The 17,621-nt window shown below is 69.3% G+C and carries 12 protein-coding genes and 5 pseudogenes; 7 read left to right on the top strand and 10 right to left on the bottom strand.

Annotation, left to right across the window (positions count from 1 at the left end; translation table 11 throughout):
* Window positions 1-386: 386 nt before the first annotated feature.
* Window positions 387-1,352, bottom strand: a complete 966-nt coding sequence (locus ACEXOX_RS43495) for a S1 family peptidase (protein ID WP_406526115.1) — start codon at window positions 1,350-1,352, stop codon at window positions 387-389.
* A gap of 223 nt (window positions 1,353-1,575) precedes the next feature.
* Window positions 1,576-2,250 (bottom strand): TetR family transcriptional regulator, encoded by a 675-nt coding sequence (locus ACEXOX_RS43490; protein WP_406526675.1) that lies wholly within the window; start codon window positions 2,248-2,250, stop codon window positions 1,576-1,578.
* Between the two features lie 104 nt (window positions 2,251-2,354).
* Between ACEXOX_RS43490 and ACEXOX_RS43485 the strand changes: the two genes are divergently transcribed.
* Together ACEXOX_RS43485 and ACEXOX_RS43480 are read left to right on the top strand one after the other, a co-directional pair.
* On the top strand, window positions 2,355-3,290 hold the full coding sequence (locus ACEXOX_RS43485; protein ID WP_406526114.1) for an oxidoreductase: 936 nt from the start codon (window positions 2,355-2,357) through the stop codon (window positions 3,288-3,290).
* Window positions 3,291-4,138: 848 nt separating this feature from the next.
* The gene (locus ACEXOX_RS43480; protein WP_406526113.1) at window positions 4,139-4,933 is read left to right on the top strand and encodes a methyltransferase domain-containing protein; all 795 of its coding nucleotides are present in this window, start codon (window positions 4,139-4,141) and stop codon (window positions 4,931-4,933) included.
* A gap of 78 nt (window positions 4,934-5,011) precedes the next feature.
* Here ACEXOX_RS43480 and ACEXOX_RS43475 read toward each other — a convergent pair whose 3' ends face one another.
* A complete protein-coding gene (locus ACEXOX_RS43475) occupies window positions 5,012-5,986 on the bottom strand; it encodes an Lrp/AsnC family transcriptional regulator (protein ID WP_406526112.1) in 975 nt (324 codons plus the stop codon).
* 147 nt (window positions 5,987-6,133) lie between these two features.
* On the opposite strand from ACEXOX_RS43475, the gene ACEXOX_RS43470 reads away from it, so the two are divergent.
* Window positions 6,134-7,084, top strand: coding sequence for an isopenicillin N synthase family dioxygenase (locus ACEXOX_RS43470; RefSeq protein ID WP_406526111.1), 951 nt, complete (start codon window positions 6,134-6,136; stop codon window positions 7,082-7,084).
* A gap of 527 nt (window positions 7,085-7,611) precedes the next feature.
* On the opposite strand, the pseudogene ACEXOX_RS43465 reads toward ACEXOX_RS43470, so the two are convergent.
* A pseudogene (locus ACEXOX_RS43465) lies at window positions 7,612-8,456 on the bottom strand (LysR family transcriptional regulator).
* A 138-nt stretch (window positions 8,457-8,594) separates the two neighbouring features.
* On the opposite strand from ACEXOX_RS43465, the gene ACEXOX_RS43460 reads away from it, so the two are divergent.
* Both ACEXOX_RS43460 and ACEXOX_RS43455 read left to right on the top strand, forming a co-directional pair.
* Window positions 8,595-9,593, top strand: coding sequence for an MDR family oxidoreductase (locus ACEXOX_RS43460; RefSeq protein WP_406526110.1), 999 nt, complete (start codon window positions 8,595-8,597; stop codon window positions 9,591-9,593).
* Between the two features lie 247 nt (window positions 9,594-9,840).
* Window positions 9,841-11,067, top strand: coding sequence for a CoA transferase (locus ACEXOX_RS43455; RefSeq protein WP_406526109.1), 1,227 nt, complete (start codon window positions 9,841-9,843; stop codon window positions 11,065-11,067).
* Between the two features lie 190 nt (window positions 11,068-11,257).
* Here the strand turns inward: ACEXOX_RS43455 and ACEXOX_RS43450 are convergent, their stop codons facing one another.
* Window positions 11,258-12,376 carry a serine hydrolase domain-containing protein gene (locus ACEXOX_RS43450; protein WP_406526108.1) on the bottom strand — a complete coding sequence of 373 codons (1,119 nt, stop codon included), beginning with the start codon at window positions 12,374-12,376 and terminating at the stop codon, window positions 11,258-11,260.
* A 172-nt stretch (window positions 12,377-12,548) separates the two neighbouring features.
* Here ACEXOX_RS43450 and ACEXOX_RS43445 point away from each other — a divergent pair, with 172 nt between their 5' ends.
* The gene (locus ACEXOX_RS43445; RefSeq protein ID WP_406526107.1) at window positions 12,549-13,208 is read left to right on the top strand and encodes a TetR/AcrR family transcriptional regulator; all 660 of its coding nucleotides are present in this window, start codon (window positions 12,549-12,551) and stop codon (window positions 13,206-13,208) included.
* A gap of 114 nt (window positions 13,209-13,322) precedes the next feature.
* On the opposite strand, the gene ACEXOX_RS43440 is transcribed toward ACEXOX_RS43445, so the two are convergent.
* From ACEXOX_RS43440 to ACEXOX_RS43425, 4 genes and pseudogenes are all read right to left on the bottom strand, one after another.
* A complete protein-coding gene (locus ACEXOX_RS43440; protein WP_406526106.1) occupies window positions 13,323-13,712 on the bottom strand; it encodes a hypothetical protein in 390 nt (129 codons plus the stop codon).
* A gap of 101 nt (window positions 13,713-13,813) precedes the next feature.
* A complete protein-coding gene (locus ACEXOX_RS43435; RefSeq protein WP_406526674.1) occupies window positions 13,814-14,158 on the bottom strand; it encodes a sensor histidine kinase in 345 nt (114 codons plus the stop codon).
* 133 nt (window positions 14,159-14,291) lie between these two features.
* Window positions 14,292-15,146 (bottom strand): annotated as a pseudogene (locus ACEXOX_RS43430) (sensor histidine kinase); the annotation flags it as partial.
* 73 nt (window positions 15,147-15,219) lie between these two features.
* Window positions 15,220-15,734, bottom strand: a pseudogene (locus ACEXOX_RS43425) (response regulator transcription factor); the annotation flags it as partial.
* Between the two features lie 281 nt (window positions 15,735-16,015).
* On the opposite strand from ACEXOX_RS43425, the pseudogene ACEXOX_RS43420 reads away from it, so the two are divergent.
* Window positions 16,016-17,145, top strand: a pseudogene (locus ACEXOX_RS43420) (glycosyltransferase).
* Between the two features lie 58 nt (window positions 17,146-17,203).
* Here ACEXOX_RS43420 and ACEXOX_RS43415 read toward each other — a convergent pair.
* Window positions 17,204-17,533, bottom strand: a pseudogene (locus tag ACEXOX_RS43415) (LysR family transcriptional regulator); the annotation flags it as partial.
* Window positions 17,534-17,621 lie beyond the last annotated feature (88 nt).

Raw genomic sequence — 17,621 nt, 5'->3', positions numbered from 1 at the left:
CCAGGGCGGACAACAGCGCCAGGATGACATCACCGTGGCCGGCCTGCTGCTGCCCGAGTGCATTCTCGATCACCTATTGACTCTGGCGCGGCTCACTGCCTTGCCTGTCGGGACTGCGTTTTGCTGTGTCCAGACGGTCCGGTACTTCACCATGGTCAGAAGCATGGTTACGGCCGGGAGGGGCCCCACCGTCCGTCACCTCGCTCGGAACAATCCCCCAGGTGCCGCGCAGGTGCATGGCGGCGTTCCACATCGAAGGCGGGATTGCTCGGAATCCGAGCCCCTGCGTGCCGTTCACGGCGGACACAGCCCACCACCTTGAGCGAACGCCCCAGATGAGCGGCCTGGTGCGAGACCCCTTTCGGCCTCACACTCAACCGACGAACTCAGGCGGCACGGCGCGACTTACGGCGGCGTACTGCGAGCACGGTGCCGCCGCCGGCAGCGACCAACGCGGCGGCCACGCCGACGATCGTTGGCATGTTGTCGTTCGTGCCTGTTTCGGCGAGGCCGGAGCCCTTGGCAGCAGTCGGCGGTGCGCTGTTGGCCTTCATGGTCTTGTCGATCCAGTCGGCGTAGGCGGGTGCGCTGGTGTAGAGACCAGGGCCCTGCGAGCACGGCACATTCGGGGCACCGGGCCCCGAGGTGACGCCGATCAGCTCCCAGCGGCCGTTCCGGCCTTTTTGCACCTGCGGTCCGCCGGAGTCGCCGAAGCACGCCATGGCCCGGGGCACGGTGGTGATCGTGCACAGCCGGGTCCGGTCCGCGTAGCCGGGAGCACACTCGGACTCGGCGCCCCTGCGGGTGTTCAGCTCCTGCAACCGGGCCGGGAACGTGAACGCGCCGTCGACGGTGGTGCCGTACCCCAGGAGCCGGGTCGGTGTGCCGGGCGGCCCCGCCTGCTTGGCGATCTTGATGGGTTGCTGAGTGACCGGGCGGTCGAGGCGTACCAACGCGATGTCGTCCTTGTTGGCGGTCTTGTCGTCACCGTTCACATAGCCGGGGTGGACGAAGGTCCGGTCGATCTTCCGGACGGTGCCGCCGGACTTACGGTGGTCGCTGCCGACCCGCACGATGCCGGCCAGTTCGATCCCCTCGACCTTCAGGCAGTGAGCCGCCGTCAGCACCCACTGCGGATCGATCAGCGACGCTCCGCAGTTCGCGTCGTGCACACCGCCCTTCGGGGCCGACTCCGGAATGGTTGCCATGAAGGGGTAACTCTCGGTCGAGTTCGCCCCGTTGACGATGGCTCCGGCGCTGCCGGTCATCACGGTGGCACAGGCCACAGCAGTGAGCACGCCGACGGCAGCGGTGCGGACGGTACGGCGGCGTGACGGCTTCGAACTGAACACAGTGGCTTCCCTTTTGCACTGATTGGTGCTGGTTGGTGCTGGTGAATCCGTATGCATTCAGCTTCGTTGCCCGAAGGCCGTCGGACCATCCGGACAACGGGACGGTCCATGGTGTAGCCAGCCCCCTCCGCACCGGAGGTAAAGGCGAAGGCCGGAGGCTGCCAGTCCGTTGGTACGTCCGCTCCGCTACCTGCTTCCTTCGACGGCAGGAGCCGCGGACACGTCACCGACTGCCCACCCCGGGCGGCTGCCGCCGTTCAGACAGCGTCGCTTCCTTGCCGCTCTTGCCCGTTCCGACACTCTCCGAGGGCACAGCATCCAGGGCCGGGGCAATGATGGCGAAGGCCCGGTCGATCAGTTCGGCGGGGTCCTCGACACCGTCGCTGCTGCTCCACCGTTGCAGCACGGCATCGAAGGCGGTGAGCGCCATCCCGGCGGCCAGCTGCGGGTACAACACGGTGTCGGGGGCGAGGCCCAGACGCTGCGCCAGCTCTGCCGCCAGGTCGCCGCGCCACTGGTCCTGGCGTTCCAAGAAGCGCGCGCGCAGGGCCGGGGTGCGCAGAATGAGCTGGACCACGCGCAGAGCCCGGACGGAGTGACCGGGAGGGGCGGCGCAGGCGGCCATGGAGACCCAGACGGAGTGCCGTAGGGCCACGGAGGGCGGCTCCTCGACGGGGCGGGCCGCCAGCTCTGTGCGGATGCCGGTGCCCATGTCGGCCAGGAACTGGACGACCACGTCCTCCTTGGAGGCGAAGTACCGGAAGAAGGTCCGTTTGGACACACCGGCGGTGGCGGCGATCTCGTCGATGGTGACCGCGTCGAACCCCTTCAGCGCCAATAGCTGCAGGGCCGCTTCGCTCAGCTCGTCCGAGACGAGTTGGCGTTTGCGCTGGGCCATGGAGACGGGGTTGTCAGAACTCACCGCACCATCGTACCTCCATGCCAACCGTGACACCCGGAGACAGCTTGACACCGAGTGCCACTCGGGGCAACGTGTGCCACATGATGAAGAAGCAGCGCTGGACCGCCGAACAGATCCCGGACCAGGCCCGACGGGTGTTCGTCGTCACCGGAGCCAACAGTGGCCTCGGCCTGGCCACCACCCGGGCACTCGCCCGTAAGGGCGGACGCGTGATCCTCGCGGTACGGGACGTGGCAAAGGGCCACCGGGCCGCCGCGGAGATCACCGCGGAGCAGCCCGGCGCCGACCTCGCGGTGCGCCACCTCGACCTGGCCGATCTCGATTCGGTCCGGGCCTTCGCCGACCAGCTGCGCGCCGAGCAACCGCGGCTTGACGTCCTCGTCAACAACGCCGGCGTGATGGCGCCGCCCCGTTCACTGAGTGCGCAGGGCCACGAGTTGCAGTTCGCCTGCAACCACCTCGGCCACTTCGCGCTCACCGCCCTGTTGCTCGACCTGCTGGCCGCGGGTACCGATCCCCGTGTGGTCACGGTGACTTCGGCCAACCACCGGCAGGGGCGCCTCCACTTCGACGACCTCTCCGGCGAGCGCACGTACTCGCCCATGGGGTTCTACAACCAGTCGAAGTTCGCCAACGCCGTCTTCGGACGGGAGTTCCACCGGAGGCTGGCCGCGGCCGGCAGTCCGGTGCGCAGCGTGCTCGCCCACCCCGGCTATACCGCCACCAACCTGCAGACAAGCTCGCCGGTCGGCATGGTGAAGCTGCTCTTCGGCCGCCTTCTCCTCCCGCTCGCCCAGACTCCGGGGCAGGGTGCACTGCCTCAGCTGTACGCGGCCACCGCCCCCGAGGCGCAGGGTGGTGAATTCATCGGCCCGGACGGCTTCTCCGAATTGCGCGGTGGACCAACGCGGGTGCAGTTGTCCCCTGCGGCGTCCGACCCTCAGACCGGCCACCGGCTGTGGGAGCTGTCGGAACAACTGACCTCCACCCGGTTCGCGTTTCCGGTCGCCTCCTGAGCAGCCTTCGTCTTGGCAAGGGCCTGCCTGGCCGCCTCGGCCGGCGCGTCGGTCAGTGAAAGCTGAACCTCAACAACTAGCAACAGGAGATCACCCGCTCGCTGGTACAGGCGCGTTCGGCGACGAGGACCAGGCAGTTGGGGCGGTTGGTCCGGTATCCGTCAAGGAACTGCGTCTCGACGCCGGTGCGCCGACCGGAGTGGGAGCGCAGTTCCCCGTAGGGAATGGCCGCTGCGGTGAGATCGCGGTTTTCGAGGGGATGAGACAGTTGGCGGCCAGGGCCCGGAAGTAGGTGCTGCGCGGGTGGATGTGGCAGACGTAGTGCTCGTCCATGGCGCCGGCCTCGGGGCTCGTACCGGTGGGTGCGGCGGTGTCGTTCTCGCACCAGGTGACCAGGACGTAGCGGCGAGTTCGCGTCCGGCTGGAGCGTGAAACGAGAGGGCGGCCAGGACGGGGAGTGTCGTCTTGCCCCGGTCGCAGGTCGATCAGGGCGGGCTTGCCGGTGACGGCGGCACTCCCCCAGGTGCCTTCCAGGTCGTTTGCGGCCTGCCCGCAGAAACTTGCCCTGCCCCGACCCGGTGTTCGGCGCACCGTCAGCGGCCCACCAGCCGAAGTGGCGCAGACCCACGTTGCAGGCGCGCACGTGCAGCGCCTGGTGGAACCAGGTGGCGCCTCCCAGGAGCCATCCGAGGTCGTACAGAAAGCTGCTGTTGAAGTATTGGTGTACGAGCAGTGCGACGGCACCGGAGCCGTCATGTGCGGCGTGCCCTCGGTTCCGAGGCCCGGTGCTGGGGGCCACTTCGACCAGACGGGTACGCGTCCTGCGGTGAGGCCGCTATCGTCACCAGATGTCTGACGCCACGGAAAAGTTTGACGCCGCCATGTCCGCCTGGAGGGAGTGGCAGGAGGCTCCTTGGGGTCGGCTGCGCTACACGATCGCCGAGGCGAATCTTGTCCGGCACTTCGACGAGCCGGCCGACTCGCCCCTGCGTGTACTCGACTTGGCCGGCGGAGACGGCGGCGACGCCCTGCGCCTGGCTGCGCGGGGGCACCATGTCACGATCGTCGACTACACACCCGCGATGCTCACCACGGCAGCAGAGCGGGCTGACGCGGCCGGGCTGACGGATCTGATCGCCTGTGTCGAGGCCGATGTGAACGCGCTGCCTGCCGAGGTCGCCGACGGGGAGTTCGACGTGGTGCTGTGCCACAGCCTCCTCCAGTACGTGGACGATGTCCGCCATACACTCGCCGCGTCCCTGGCCCCTCTGCGATCAGGCGGCCTGTTCTCGGCGATGGCGATCAACCGGCATTCGGTGCCGTTGACCGTTGCCGTCCGTGAGATGGATCTGGCCGCCGCAGTGGCCGCACTCGACACGGACCAGGCCCGAACGCAGATGTTCGACTCGGCGCTGACGCTCCGCACGGCCGAGGAGATTGCCCGTCATCTGTCCGATCTGGGCTGCCAGGACCTGCACCATTACGGCATCCGCAGCGTCTGCGACTACATCACCGACGATGCTCGTAAGCGCGACCCTGCGTTCTACGAGGACCTTGAACGCCTCGAACTCGCCCTGACGGGCCGCCACCCCTATATGCACACTGCCCGCCTCTTCCAACTGGTCGGCCGGAAGCTCGAGTGATGCCCGGCCACGCGACATGTGCCCTCAACGCGGGTCAGGCAGCTGACGACACCTCGTACGTCGGCGGCTCAAGCTCCGTCACGTGCGTCCACGGGCGTGTACCGGGGAGAAGGGAACGGCGAGGCGTTTGACCTCGTGAAGGGTGGGGACGGTGTCGATGCTGTGGATGCCTGGCAGGGTGCCGAGGTCCTGGTCGACGTAGGTGTACAGGTCGGCCGGCGTGCGGAAGACGCCGTTGGCGACCAGGTTGGCGGAGCCGGTGACGGCGGCGGCGAAAGCGATGTCGGGGTGGGTGGCAACGGCTGCACCGACGCTGCGCAGGCGGGCGGGGGCCACCGTCAGCCACAGCTGGGTGCTCATGTGGTGGCCGAGCAGTTGGGGTTCGAAGTCGACGAAGAGGTCGAGTGCGCCGTGGTGGCGCAGGCGGTCGAGGTGACGCTGGATGCTGGAGGGTGAGCAAGCGGCGGCCTTGCTCAGCACCGGCAGGGTGGCGCGGCCGTCGAGGGCGAGTTCGGCGAACAGGGCTTGGTCGGTGGCATCGAGGCGGAGCGGGATGTCGCTGTCGGGGGAGGCTGTCGCAGGGGCGGTGGTACGGAAGCGGGTGGCGTGCCAGGTGGTGCTGGCGCCTTTGAAGATTTGCAACATGCAGTGGGCGGTGACGGACATGAGGTTCGGGGTGCGCGGGAGCGCTGTCAGCAGCAGGTCGTTGCGTTCGTCCGCGGTGCGGGCATCGATGGCGCAGTAGACCTCGGTGCCGCTGGCGGCGCGGGTGACCCAGCTGGTGTCAGGGCGGCGGGCGAGGCTGTCGGCGAGGGGGCCGGCCGCGGTGGGAGCGCAGCGCAGGCGCAGCAGCCAGCGGGTGTGCCCCAGTCGTACCAGATTGGGCCGGCCGACGATCCGCAGGCCGAGGCCGCGCAGGCGGCGGTAGCGGCGGGCGGCGGTGTGCTCGGACACGCCCAGGGTGCGGGCGAGCCGGCTGAAGGGGGCCCGTCCGTCGAGCTGAAGGGCGTGCAGCAGGCGCTGGTCGAGATCGTCCGGGCTGCCGGAATCCACCGCGCTCCCCCGTTCCGTTGCCGGTTCTTCCCGTATCCGAGCGTACGGCTTCCGGCCGGGAAGCAAGCGGCGGAAGGTGACCGGAAGCGGCCGGACCACCCGGCCTTCGGCCTCCGCGCTCTCGTGCGGGGAAAGGAGCAACTTGCCATGCACCGTCCGGCCATTGCTGTCATCGATCTCACCTGGTGGTCCGAGGGCCGTGGCGCCCGGGACCGGCTCGCGGCCACCGTCGACCGTTCCTTGCAGACCAGCGGGTTCCTCCTCGTCCGCGGCCACGGCCTCGACCCGCAGCTGCCTGAGCGGCTGAGGGCGGCGGCCCGCGCGTTCTTCGCGCTGCCCGGGGAGGTCAAAGCCCGCCTTGCCCGGCAGGACAGCCGGACCGGCTGGTTCGGCCGCGACCAGGTGACCACGGCGGCGTCCGAGGGCACCATGACTCCGCCCGATCTGAAGGAGTCATGGGCAGCCGGGTTCGAGCCCAGCACCGACCCCGCCCACACGGATCTGCTGCCCTCCCACTGGCCACCCCAAGTACCGCTTCTGCGTACGTACGTGACGGAGTTCGCCGACCGTATGCGCGCGCTGTCCGACACACTGTTGCAGATCATGGCCACCGCGTTGGGCGAGCCCGAGGACCTCTTCACTCGGCACACCACCCGCCCGAACGGAAACGTCCTGATCAACTGGTACCCGGCCAGCCACACCACCGGGCCCGCCGCGCCCGGTCAGTTCCGCATCGGACCGCACACCGACTTCGGGCTCCTGACCCTGCTGGACCGGCAGAACGGCAGAGGAGGGCTGCAGATCCATGACGATGTGGCCGGCTGGCAGGACGCACCGTGGGAGCCGGGCGCCCTCACACTCAACATCGGCGACCTGATGCAGCGCTGGAGCGGCGACCGCTGGCACTCCGGCCGCCACCGTGTCCTGCCGCCGCCCGTCGAGGCCCCGGCCGAGGAACTGACCTCCTTGGTGTACTTCCACGCCTGCGCCCCCGACACCCCGATCCCCTCGCTGGCCGCGCCCGTCGGACGCAGGCAGTACGAAACGGTGCGGGCCGGTGACTGGATCCGCGACAAGTTACGGGCCATCAGCTCTTGACGACCGTACCCACCGTTTCGTGCCCGGCAGGTGGTCCGCAGAGATCCGTACGTGCCGTGGACGTCCGGACGGGGCACACCGCTGCTCGGCCGGTTCTTGTCGTAACGAAGAATTGTCCTCCGCGCAGCAGTCCCGACAAGAGCAAGGCCAGTCGATTTCGAGAAGCGCGCCTCGCTCGGGTCCGGTGCGCCCTACGGTCGTCCCGGCGGTAGCGGCCGGGCGGTGGCGCCAGGTCAGGCAGAGAGGTCCGAGGATGGTCAATGCCCGTACGTATCCGCTGTGGCGTGATCTCGCGATGCGTGATGGCCTCCCCAAGGAAGCCCTCAAGACGGTGGTCAAGGCACCGATCATCCCTGAAGCGGCGCAGTCGTACGCACCTGTCTCGCAGCACAGCCTGGACATTCATCGAGCCGATGTCATCGGCGCGATTGAAGTACGCGCTCCAGGAGGCAAGGGCGCCGTCGAAATTGGCCTCGACGTAGCTGCCGCTCCTCGGAGAAGCAGTGCGCGACGGGTTTCACACAGCTTCACACAAGGGAGTGGGCCAGCTCGCGAAAGCGCCGCAGGAGCGGGTCGCTCGTGCGGCGGGTCGGCCACAGCAGGTGGAGGGCGACTCGCGGGGCGTGCCGCAGGGGCAGGTAGGTGACGCGGGCGTGGGTGTGGGCCCGGGCGGCTGAGATCGTGGTGGAACCGATGCCACGACCAGCGGCGATGATGGCGAGCCATTCGTCGTAACTACCGCATTCGACCACCTGGGCAGGCTGCTTCTCCGGCGGCCAGTCATCCGGGCTCGTCGCTCCGCTGACGGTGTTGACGACCAGGGGTGCGCGGACAGCTCCGACCAGTCCAGCTCGTCGCCGGTGGTGAGTGGCGAGCCGGCGGCGACTGCGGCCAGCCGGTCCTCTTCGAAGAGCAGCGTGCCGGTGACGCCGGAGGCATGGACGTCGCCGCGTACCAGTGCGGCATCGACATCGCCCGAGTGCAGGGCGGCGACGATGTCGTCACGCCGCAGGAGGGTCGCCCTCGCGCCTGTAGCGGTTTCGAACGCGGCCAGCAGGTCGCTGGTCCACGGGTCGGGCAAGGCCCACTGGAAGCCGATCCGCAGCCCCGCATGCCCACCCGCGGCGGCCAGGGCCGCGTCGAGGTCGCGCAGCACACCGCGCATCCGCTCGAACAACTCGCCGCCCGTTTCGGTGAGTTCGACGCCGTGCGATGTGCGGTCCAGCAACCGCGCCCCGACCGTCTCCTCCAGTTGCTGGACGGTACGGGACAGCGCCGGCTGAGTGATCAGCAGCTCGCGGCTCGCGGCCGTGAACGTACGCCGTTCCGCGACCGTGACGAACGCGCGCAGGTGCCGCAGTTCTACCTCCATGTCCCGCAGCCTAAGGGGCTTTCAGCCGCTATGCCCAGTGCGCATGGCCAGGCAGGGACAGGCATTTCCCTCGCGCGTCCCGCCTTCCTACCGTGGCAAGGGCGACAGATGACTGACCAGGAGAGGACGGGATGCGGCATGACGTCATTCACCGGCTGGATCGTGCGGGACACGGCGGACGGGCCGCGCGCGACGTTCGACCAGCTCGACACCGAGATGCTGGACGATCTCGACACGAGCGTGCGGGTGCACTACTCCAGCATCAACTACAAGGACGCTCTCGCCCTGCAAGGCAGGCCCGGCGTGGTTCGCCGCCACCCGCTCGTGGCCGGCATCGACGTCACCGGGGAAGTGGTCGCCTCCCGGCACCCGCGTTGGCGGGAAGGCGACCTGGTGACCCTGGACGGCGCCGGGCTCGGTGAAGAACTGCACGGCGGGCTCGCCGACCTTGCCGTGGTCAACGGCGACGACCTCGTCCGCGTACCCGACCCGTTCAGTCCGCGGCAGGCCGCGGCGATCGGCACGGCCGGGTTCACCGCGGCTCTGAGCCTGCTCGCACTCGAACGACACGGTGTGGACCCCGGGAACGGGCCGGTGCTGGTGACCGGTGCCGGTGGCGGCGTCGGCTCGATCGCCGTCGCGTTGCTCGCCGGAGCGGGTTACGAGGTCATCGCCGCCACCGGACGTCCTGACGCGCTCGGCGGCCGTCTCACGGCGCTGGGAGCTGGCCGCATCGTCGGCCGGACGGAGCTCACCTCGGCCGGCCGGCCCCTGGGCAAGCAGCGCTGGGCGGGCGCGATCGACGCGGCCGGAGGGAGCGTCCTCTCCGGTGCGCTGGCCGGCCTTCAGCACTCCGGTGTCGCCACCACCTGCGGGCTTGCCGCGGGCGCCGAGTACCCCGGCAATGTCCTGCCGTTCATCCTGCGCGGCATCTCCCTGGTCGGGATCGACTCGGTCCGCACCCCCGTCAGCCGTCGCGAAGCGGCCTGGCAGTGCCTTGCGCGCCACCTGCGCCCCGCGCTTCTCGACACCATCACCCGCGTCGTACCACTGACCGACGCCCAGGAAGCGGCAGCCGAACTCCTCGCCGGGAACGGCACCGGCCGCATCGTGGTCGACGCGACCCAACAGGCCTGAAAACGCCGGCAAGGGAAGAAAGAATGAGCACCACACCCAGGAAAGCAGGCGCCTTCGACGAACTCATGGCGCTGCGCGCCGCCCCCGACCGGCCGCCGGCGAGGTCACGGTCACCGGGACGGACCCGCTCTTCGCCTCGCCCTTCCGGATCGGCGGGACGCTCGCCGACGCACTGGCGGCCCGCGCGGTCGCGGCCAACGATCTGTGGGAGTCGCGCACCGGCCGCCGCCAGCGGATCGCGGTCGACGTGCGCGCCGCGGCCGCGACGGCCCTCGGCGGTGCGGACATGACGCTCGTCCGCGGCGCCGACGGCGGGTACCGGCCCGCGCCGCTGTCACCCGACGTCGAGCACATGGTCTCGCTCACCCAGCCCTGGCAGACCGCCGACGACCGCTGGTTCCTGCCGCACTTCAACCTTCCGCACCTTGAACGGCGGGTGCTGGAGGTGCTGCACTGCGAACCCACGCCCGTGTCGGTGCGGGCCGCGGTCGGCAGGTGGAAGGCGGACGACCTCGAAGAGGCGGTCGCCGCCGCCGAGGCGTGCGGCGGGGTGGTGCGCACGCCGGAGGAATGGCTGGCGCACCCGCACGGCGTCCACCTCGCCGCGCGGCCGGTCGTGGAGATCACCAAGATCGGCGACAGCGCCCCCGAGCCCCTGCCCGGTGGCGCTCGTGCCTCCGAGCCGCTGTCCGGGGTCCGGGTGCTCGACCTGACCCGGATCCTCGCAGGCCCGACGGCCGCACTCAGTCTGGCCGAGCACGGAGCGGACGTACTGATGGTGACGGCACCGCAGCTGCCTCAGGTGCCGCCCTTCGTGCGCGACACCAGCCACGGCAAGCGCAGTACCCACCTGGATTACACCAAGGCGGAGGAAGCGGCCCGGCTGCGCGCACTGGCCGCCACCGCCGATGTCTTCGTGGAGGGCTATCGCCCCCACCGCATGGAGGCACACGGGTTCGGTCCCGACGATCTCGCGACGCTCCGTCCGGGGCTGGTGTACGTGAGCGTCAACTGCTTCGGTTCGGGCGGCCCTTTCGGGACGCGTGCGGGCTGGGACCAGGTCGCCCAGGCCGTCACCGGAGCATGCACCATCCAGGGCGATGCGGCGAACAACGGCCGTCCGCAGCTGACGCCGGTATACCTCTGCGACTTCCTCACCGGATACCTGGCCGGCTACGGTGCCCTGCTCGCCCTCGCCCGGCGCACGCGCGAAGGCGGCTCGTATCACGTGCAGGTCTCACTCTGCCAGTCCGCGACGCTCCTGCAACGCCAGGGCCTGATCGACGACTTCGCCGAGGCCCCGGGCCGCCTGACCGCCGACGAGTTCGAGCGTTACGCCGTGACCGACGACGGAACCGCCTACGGCGATCTCAAAAGTCTCGGCCCGGTCATCCGGATGAGCGAAACCGCACCACGCTGGTCGAAGCCCACCCCTCGGCTCGGCAGCTCCCGCCCCGAGTGGTTGCCTCGTTGAGAGAGCCGCCGAGGAAGTGCGGGGCCGAGGGTGGTCGAAGGCTGTCTGTGAGCTGCGGGTGGACCGGATGACGCAACTGGTTGGCTGGTGGCCGTACCCGAATTACGGGGGTGTGCCACCGGCCGGCCCTTCGTTGCTCCTGCCGCTCACCGGGCTTCTTGCCCCTGCCAGTCCGGCTCCCCCGGCCCGGTCAGCCGTACAACGCCACGCGGAACAGGGCCGCAAGCGCGTGATCGATGGGGTGGGGCTGTGGCCTGCCGGAGGAGTCGAGCCTGTTCCACCTCTGCATGTTCACCGCCACCGCCATCCGCCGCTTGCCGTCGGCACGGGTCATGGCCAGCGCTCCACCGCCCCAGACCGTACCGCCGTGTCCCCAGAAGGTGCCTTGGCCGGGCCCCTCCATCGGGTGCAGTCCGAGGCCGTAGTCGATCTTCCTCCCCTCTTGGGAGATGATCGGGACCGTACGTTGCATCTCCGCCAGCGCCGACGGGCTGACGATCGCCCCGGTCAGCAGCATGCCGAAGAAGCGGTTGAGGTCCGCGACGGTGGATATCAGCGAAGCCGCCGGCCCCACCCATGACATGTCGTAGACGCTGTAGTCGCGCGGCGGGTCGATCATGCCGAACCATGCCTCGTAGAGCCGCGAGTGCGGTCCCTCGACGTACGGTCCGGCGGGGAACCCGGTGTTCTGGAGCCCGGCGCGCTCGATGACGTTCCGGGTGATGTACCGCTCGGCCGTGGTGCCGGTCACCTCTTCCAGGAGTTGGACGAGGAGCAGGTAGTTGGTGTTGGAATACACCCCTGACGGACCGCCCGGGGTGCCGACGGCAGGTGCGGCGACCCCCATCCCGATCAGGTCGACCGGGTCGAACCGTGTGAACCGGTGGTCGTCCAGACTCTGCGGTCCGGTGTCCCCGAGGGCGGGGAACCCCTTGAGGGAGGGGTAGGCGTACGGAAGATACTCGGCGAGGCCGCTGGTGTGGTTCAGCAGCATCCGGACCGTGATCGCGTCACCGCGTTCGCCGGGGACCAGCTCCGGAAGGTACCGGCCGATCGACGTGTCGAGACCGACCTGGCCGCTGTCGACCAGCTGCAGGACCGCGGCGGCGGTGAAGGGCTTGGTGATGCTGCCGACACGGTGCCGCATGCCGGCGGTGACGGGGCGGCCGGTGCCGACGTCGGCGACCCCGGCGGCGCCGCGCCAGACCTGGTCGCCATCACACACCTCGGCGAACAGGCCCGGTATCCCGGCGCGATGGACACTTTCCAAGGCGGCGCTCAGCATCGCCGGGTCCAGTGGATTCTTCACGTCATGCGTCCTTTCGCATTCCCAGGAGCGAGCGCCGTAACGGTCGCCCGGCCCTGGGCAGCAGGGCACGAGTGGTATGCCGGCTCGCCCGGCATCCTCTTGCCCTCATTATGCACGCGGTGCGTGCAACACCAAGTGCACAGCTAGGATGAGACTCGGCGAGAGGAGCAAGATGACAGCCCGAAGGCGCTGGTCGACCGAAGAGATCCTGGACGCGGCAGCGGAACTGTTGCGCACGAGCGACGCCGAGTCGTTCAGCGTGCGCAAGCTGGCCGCGGCGCTGGGGACCGACTCCTCCAGCCTCTACCGGCACTTCCGCAGCAAGACCGAACTGCTGCGTGCGGTCGCCGACCGGATCCTCCTGGCCGCGATGGACAGCTACCGCCCCGAGGGCGACTGGAAGCAGCGCATCATGTCGCTGGCCCAGCGGGTGAGGGAGGCCTTCGGGCAGCAGCCGCAGCTCGCCGCGGTCTGGGGACGCTACGCATCGAGCGGCACCGGCTCCCGGCTGGTCATGGAAGAACTACTGCAGGCCCTGCGCGCGTCGGGATTGCCCGACGAGGAGATTCCGACGCGGTACCACCGGATCGCGGTCCTCCTCGCCGCGCTGATCGCCGCCGAGGCCGGAGTCAGCGCCATCACCCCCGAAGAGTACGAACAGGGCATGGAACTCTTCCGCGTCGCGGTCCTCGGCGCCGACCCCGAACGCTTCCCCGCCCTGTCGCACTTCGCCCGCGACGTCCGCCCCCTCGGCGCGGACCGCCACGCCGCGTTCGAGGAGATCCTGGCCACTCAACTCGCCCACATCGAGGCCGCGATCCGCTCGCGCTAGCCGACCGGTTCGGAGGGCCGGCCCCGTAGGGGTCGGGGTCCGCGCGGCGAGGCAGGCCCAGCTGAGGGTGAGTGCTTCGGACCTGGCAGAGGCCGCCGACGCCGCGATTGCCGATCACATGCTGGACAGGCGAAGGGCTCCGGACCAGCTCTCGCACCGGACGCGGCCGGAGTCGAAGATGATCTCCAATGCGAGCCGCTCGCTGTCCGGGTCCCCGTCTTCGCTGACGGCCAGGACCGTGCCGCCAAGGTGAGCGGCGAACGGGGTCTCGCCGCTGATCGGTGCCACCTCGACGCGGCCCGACTCCGCCATGTCGTACCCCGCGACGGGAGCCGACGTCTCCACGGGCAGGCACCAGTCCGAACCAGTCGTGACGTGCGTGGCGACCGCCTCGCTGTCGATCAGCCACACGTCCAGCGGACCGGACGGGGCCTCCGCGCCGTACCGGTGCCACGAGGCGACCACCTGCTCAAGCCGCCGCCCGACCAGGTGATCAGGACGCACACCGGCCCCGTGCAACGGACACTCGCTCACTCTCTTCGCCTCCACCCGACGACCGTACCGTCAGGCGAACCCCCAGCTCACAGCCTTATTCGGGGCAAGCCTCAGCCGGCGTCGTGAGTGGCGGGGAGGTGCAGGGTGAAGGTGGTGCCGGGGTGGGGGTGGTGGGTGTGGGCGGTGAGGGTGCCGTGGTGGCGCTGGGCGATGTCGCGGGCGATGGCCAGGCCCAGCCCGCTGCCACCGGTGTCGCGGCCGCGGGCCTCGTCGAGGCGGGTGAAGCGTTCGAAGACCCGTTCCAGGTCTTCGGGGGCGAGTGGGGTGCCGTCGTTGTGTACGGAGATGTCCCACCCGGGCCCGCGCCGGGTGACGGTGAGGGTGACGTGGTTGGGTGGCGTGCCGGTGGGCGTTGTCGAGGAGGTTGCGCAGGAGCCGGTGGAGTTGGAGGGCATCTCCCGTTGCGGGGGCTTCCTCGGGGAAGGGCCCCAGAACGACCGGGTGACCGCGGTGAGCGTATTCGTGTGCGAGTTCGTGGGCGATCTCGACCAGGTCGACGACATCCCCGGGGCCGGGTGTGTCGGGGCGTGCGAGGTAGAGGAGGTCGTCGGTAGTGCGGCGTAGCCGGTGGGTGGCTGTGAGAGCGTCGTGGACGGCGTCGGTGAGGTGTTCGGGGTGGGCGAGGGCGACTTCGAGCTGGGTGTGCAGGGCCGTGAGGGGCGAGCGGAGTTCATGGGAGGCGTCGGCGACGAAACGGCTCTGCCGTTCGGCGGCTTCTTCGAGGTGGTTCAAGGTCGTGTTGGCAGTCTCGGCCAGCGCACGGATCCGGTCGCGGGCGACGGGGACAGGGACCCGCCGGTGCAGATCGGTGGTGTCGGCGATGTCCGCCACCTGCGCCCGGATGGCCTCGACGGGTCTGCGGGAGCGGCGTGTGGTGATCCAGGCGGTGGCCGCCACGATCAGGGTCACGGCCGGGACGCCGGCCTTCAGAGGAACGTCGAGGGTGGCGACAGCCGCGTCGGTGTCTTCGGGCGGGACCAGGTGGTAGACCGTGCGCCGGCACCTGCCGGGCGCATCCACCGGGTCCGTACAGCGGTGGTCGGGGAGGGTGTAATGGGCGGCGACCGCGATCAGATCCCGGTGGAGCAGGCGATCGATGCGCTGGCGGACCTGCTCCCGGACGGTCTCAGCAGCCGGATCGTTTCCCCGGGGAAGGGCGGGCTCGCTCTGGGCGGGCCACCGCCGCGCGAGATCACGGGTCCGCTCGGCGCTGAGGGTGACGGTGCGGGACCAGGTGGGGCCGGCGTCGGGCGGGGTGGGCGGCAGGAGTTCGGCCAGGCCGTCCAGGGGGACGGCGATGCCTGGAGCAGGGTGCAGACGACCGCTGTCGTCGATCTCGACCTTGGGCCAGAAACCCTGCTCGAAGACGTGGCTCTGGTCCATGGTCGCCTCGGTCGCCGCGGTGGTGTGGGCCTGCACCGCGGCGAGCTGGGCGGTCTGCCCGAGGGGCTCGTGCTCAGTCACTGGTGCTCCCGGTGGGGGCGAGGCGGTAGCCGTAGCCGCGAACGGTTTCGATCGAACGCGTCCCATAAGGGGCGTCGATCTTGCGGCGGAGAGCGGAGACGTACACCTCTACGGTCGAGGCGTCACCACGGAAGGCCGAATCCCACACCTCGTCGAGGATTTCGCCCTTGGACAGCACCCGCCCCTCGGCGCGCATCAGCGCGACGAGCACGCCGAACTGTTTGCCGGTGAGGTGGACGGCCGTGGCGCCGCGTCCGCCCGGCGAGTGGCCAGGTCGGCCCACAGGTTCCCGTAGGACAGTACGGACGCAGTGCCGGCGCGGCCGCCGCGCCGCAGGAGTGCCCGCAGCCGGGAGAGGAGGACGACGCAGGAGAACGGCTTGGTGAGGTAGTCGTCGGCTCCGGTGTCCAACCCCTCGGCTTCGTCGTGCTCGCCGTCCTTCGCGGTCAGCATCAGTACGGGTGTGGTGACACCGGCGGCCCGCAGCCGGCCGCACACCCCGTAGCCACCGGATCTTCAGGTTTTCTTCGGGTCGGTGTGCGCAGAATGCGGCCGTCCAGCTCTTCCGGTACCGCGCCGGGAAGCACCGCTGCGCGTGCTGCTGCCGTTCCGCCTGCCATGCCCGGACGGGAAGAGGCAGTCCGGCCGGCCCGTCGGCGCCACCCGGTCATTTCGAGTGGACTGCCGACGAGAGCTTCTTTCGTGCCGGGCCACCTCGTCTTCTCCTCGCATGACCAGGACGGATACGGCCGAATTGAACTCACGTTGCTTTTAAAGTTAAACGACTCATGCACATCGTTTTTCTCATGCACAACGATTACGGCATCGGCGGCACGATTCGAGCCACGTACAATCTGGCTTCGGTTCTGGCCGAGCAGCATGACGTGGAAATCGTCTCGGTGTTCCGGCACCGCGATGTTCCGATCATGGGTGTTCCGGCGAAGGTGGGACTCACCCCTCTCGTGGATCTGCGTGCCGCGTCTGTCAACGCACACACCGCTCGCCAGGCCCGCCCGGCCGGTGTCCGCGTGGGGCAGGAGCACCTGACCTTTTCGGGGCATGGTTTCCGGTTGCGGCACGAGATACGCCATCGCTATCAGTTGCTGGACGCCGTCACCACCGTTTCCGAATTCGACGCCCGGTCGTATCGGCAGCTCAATCTGCCGGGGGTGCGGGTGGAGGCGATACCGAACAGCGTTCCCCGGACGTCCGTCGCGTCAGCTGACGGTAGCGGCAAGGTGATCCTCGCCGCGGGACGACTGATCCCGCTCAAACGGTACGACATTCTGGTGAAGGCGTTCGCCGAGGTGGCCGAGAAATACCCGGACTGGCGTCTCCGCGTCTTCGGCGAAGGTGACACCACGGGCAACGAGAAAGAAGCGCTCACCCAACTGATCGATGAACTCGGACTGGGTGAGCATACGCAGCTCATGGGCAAGGTCGATCCGCTGGAACCGGAATGGGTGAAAGGTTCGATCGCCGCCTCTGCTTCTGATCGCGAGTCGTTCGGCATGACCATCGTCGAGGCGATGCGGTGTGGTGTGGTCTGCCCGTGGTCTCGACGGACTGCCCTGTGGGGCCTCGTGAAATCGTCGAGGACGGTATCGACGGTTGTCTGGTGCCGCCCGGCCAGGTCGACGCCATGGCCAAGGCACTGCTGAAGCTCGTGGGCGACGACCAACTGCGGCGGAGCATGGGTGAGGCGGCGCTGAAGAACTCCGCTCGCTTCGATCCCTCGCTGATAGGTGAGCGGCACCAGAATCTTTATCGGGATCTGCTGCGCTGCGGCCCTGGACGTCGTTCGATCGGCTTCCGGCGGGAAGCTGGATTTCGAGCACGCACTCACGCCATGGATACCGCGCACGCCGTGCGGGCCGCTACGCGTTCCATGGCGAGCCAGTTCGGCGGTTTCCGGTAGCTCCAGGGCGAGTGCGCGGTCGCGGGCCTGCCCGTCTCGCGGTGAATGATGGATACGCCTACGGCCCGTTGGCCGATGAATGGCTGTGGGGAGGCCATGCGAGCACGGTGGTGACGTTCGGTGCGTCGGTGACGGGCGCCGCGACATGGTCGGGCCACTGCCAGGCACGACTGGAGGCCGGGATGACGAGCAGTGTCTTCCCCAGCGCCACGAGCTGAGCGAGTTGTGACTGGGTACGTACCTCCGGTCCGGGCCCGTCCGGGTAGGACCCGTCCAGCCGAGGCCAGCGGGCGATGGGCAGGTCCGGCACATTGCGGACGTCCGCCAGCGTGAGTTGACGGCGTGACGCGAGCGGATATCCCGCGGGAAGGAGCGTGACCAGGCCTTCGACGCTTGACCTGCTACGGCATAACGGCGAAGGGCCGGCCTTGGCCGTCGGCCTCCCGGCCAAGGCCGGCCCGTCAAAGCCAGCCGGA

Source organism: Streptomyces sp. Ac-502 (assembly GCF_045222935.1).
GTDB classification, from domain to species: domain Bacteria; phylum Actinomycetota; class Actinomycetes; order Streptomycetales; family Streptomycetaceae; genus Streptomyces; species Streptomyces monomycini.
Note: the sequence above shows the minus strand (reverse complement) of the source record. Positions and strands in the feature narration are given on the sequence as shown.

Bases quoted from the DNA above. Each gene is read 5' to 3' on its own strand.
- ACEXOX_RS43490 (WP_406526675.1), bottom strand. From the start codon at position 2,250: ATGGCCCAGCGCAAACGCCAACTCGTCTCGGACGAGCTGAGCGAAGCG.
- ACEXOX_RS43485 (WP_406526114.1), top strand. From the start codon at position 2,355: ATGATGAAGAAGCAGCGCTGGACCGCCGAACAGATCCCGGACCAGGCC.
- ACEXOX_RS43480 (WP_406526113.1), top strand. From the start codon at position 4,139: ATGTCTGACGCCACGGAAAAGTTTGACGCCGCCATGTCCGCCTGGAGG.
- ACEXOX_RS43470 (WP_406526111.1), top strand. From the start codon at position 6,134: ATGCACCGTCCGGCCATTGCTGTCATCGATCTCACCTGGTGGTCCGAG.
- ACEXOX_RS43460 (WP_406526110.1), top strand. From the start codon at position 8,595: ATGACGTCATTCACCGGCTGGATCGTGCGGGACACGGCGGACGGGCCG.
- ACEXOX_RS43445 (WP_406526107.1), top strand. From the start codon at position 12,549: ATGACAGCCCGAAGGCGCTGGTCGACCGAAGAGATCCTGGACGCGGCA.
- ACEXOX_RS43435 (WP_406526674.1), bottom strand. From the start codon at position 14,158: ATGCCCTCCAACTCCACCGGCTCCTGCGCAACCTCCTCGACAACGCCC.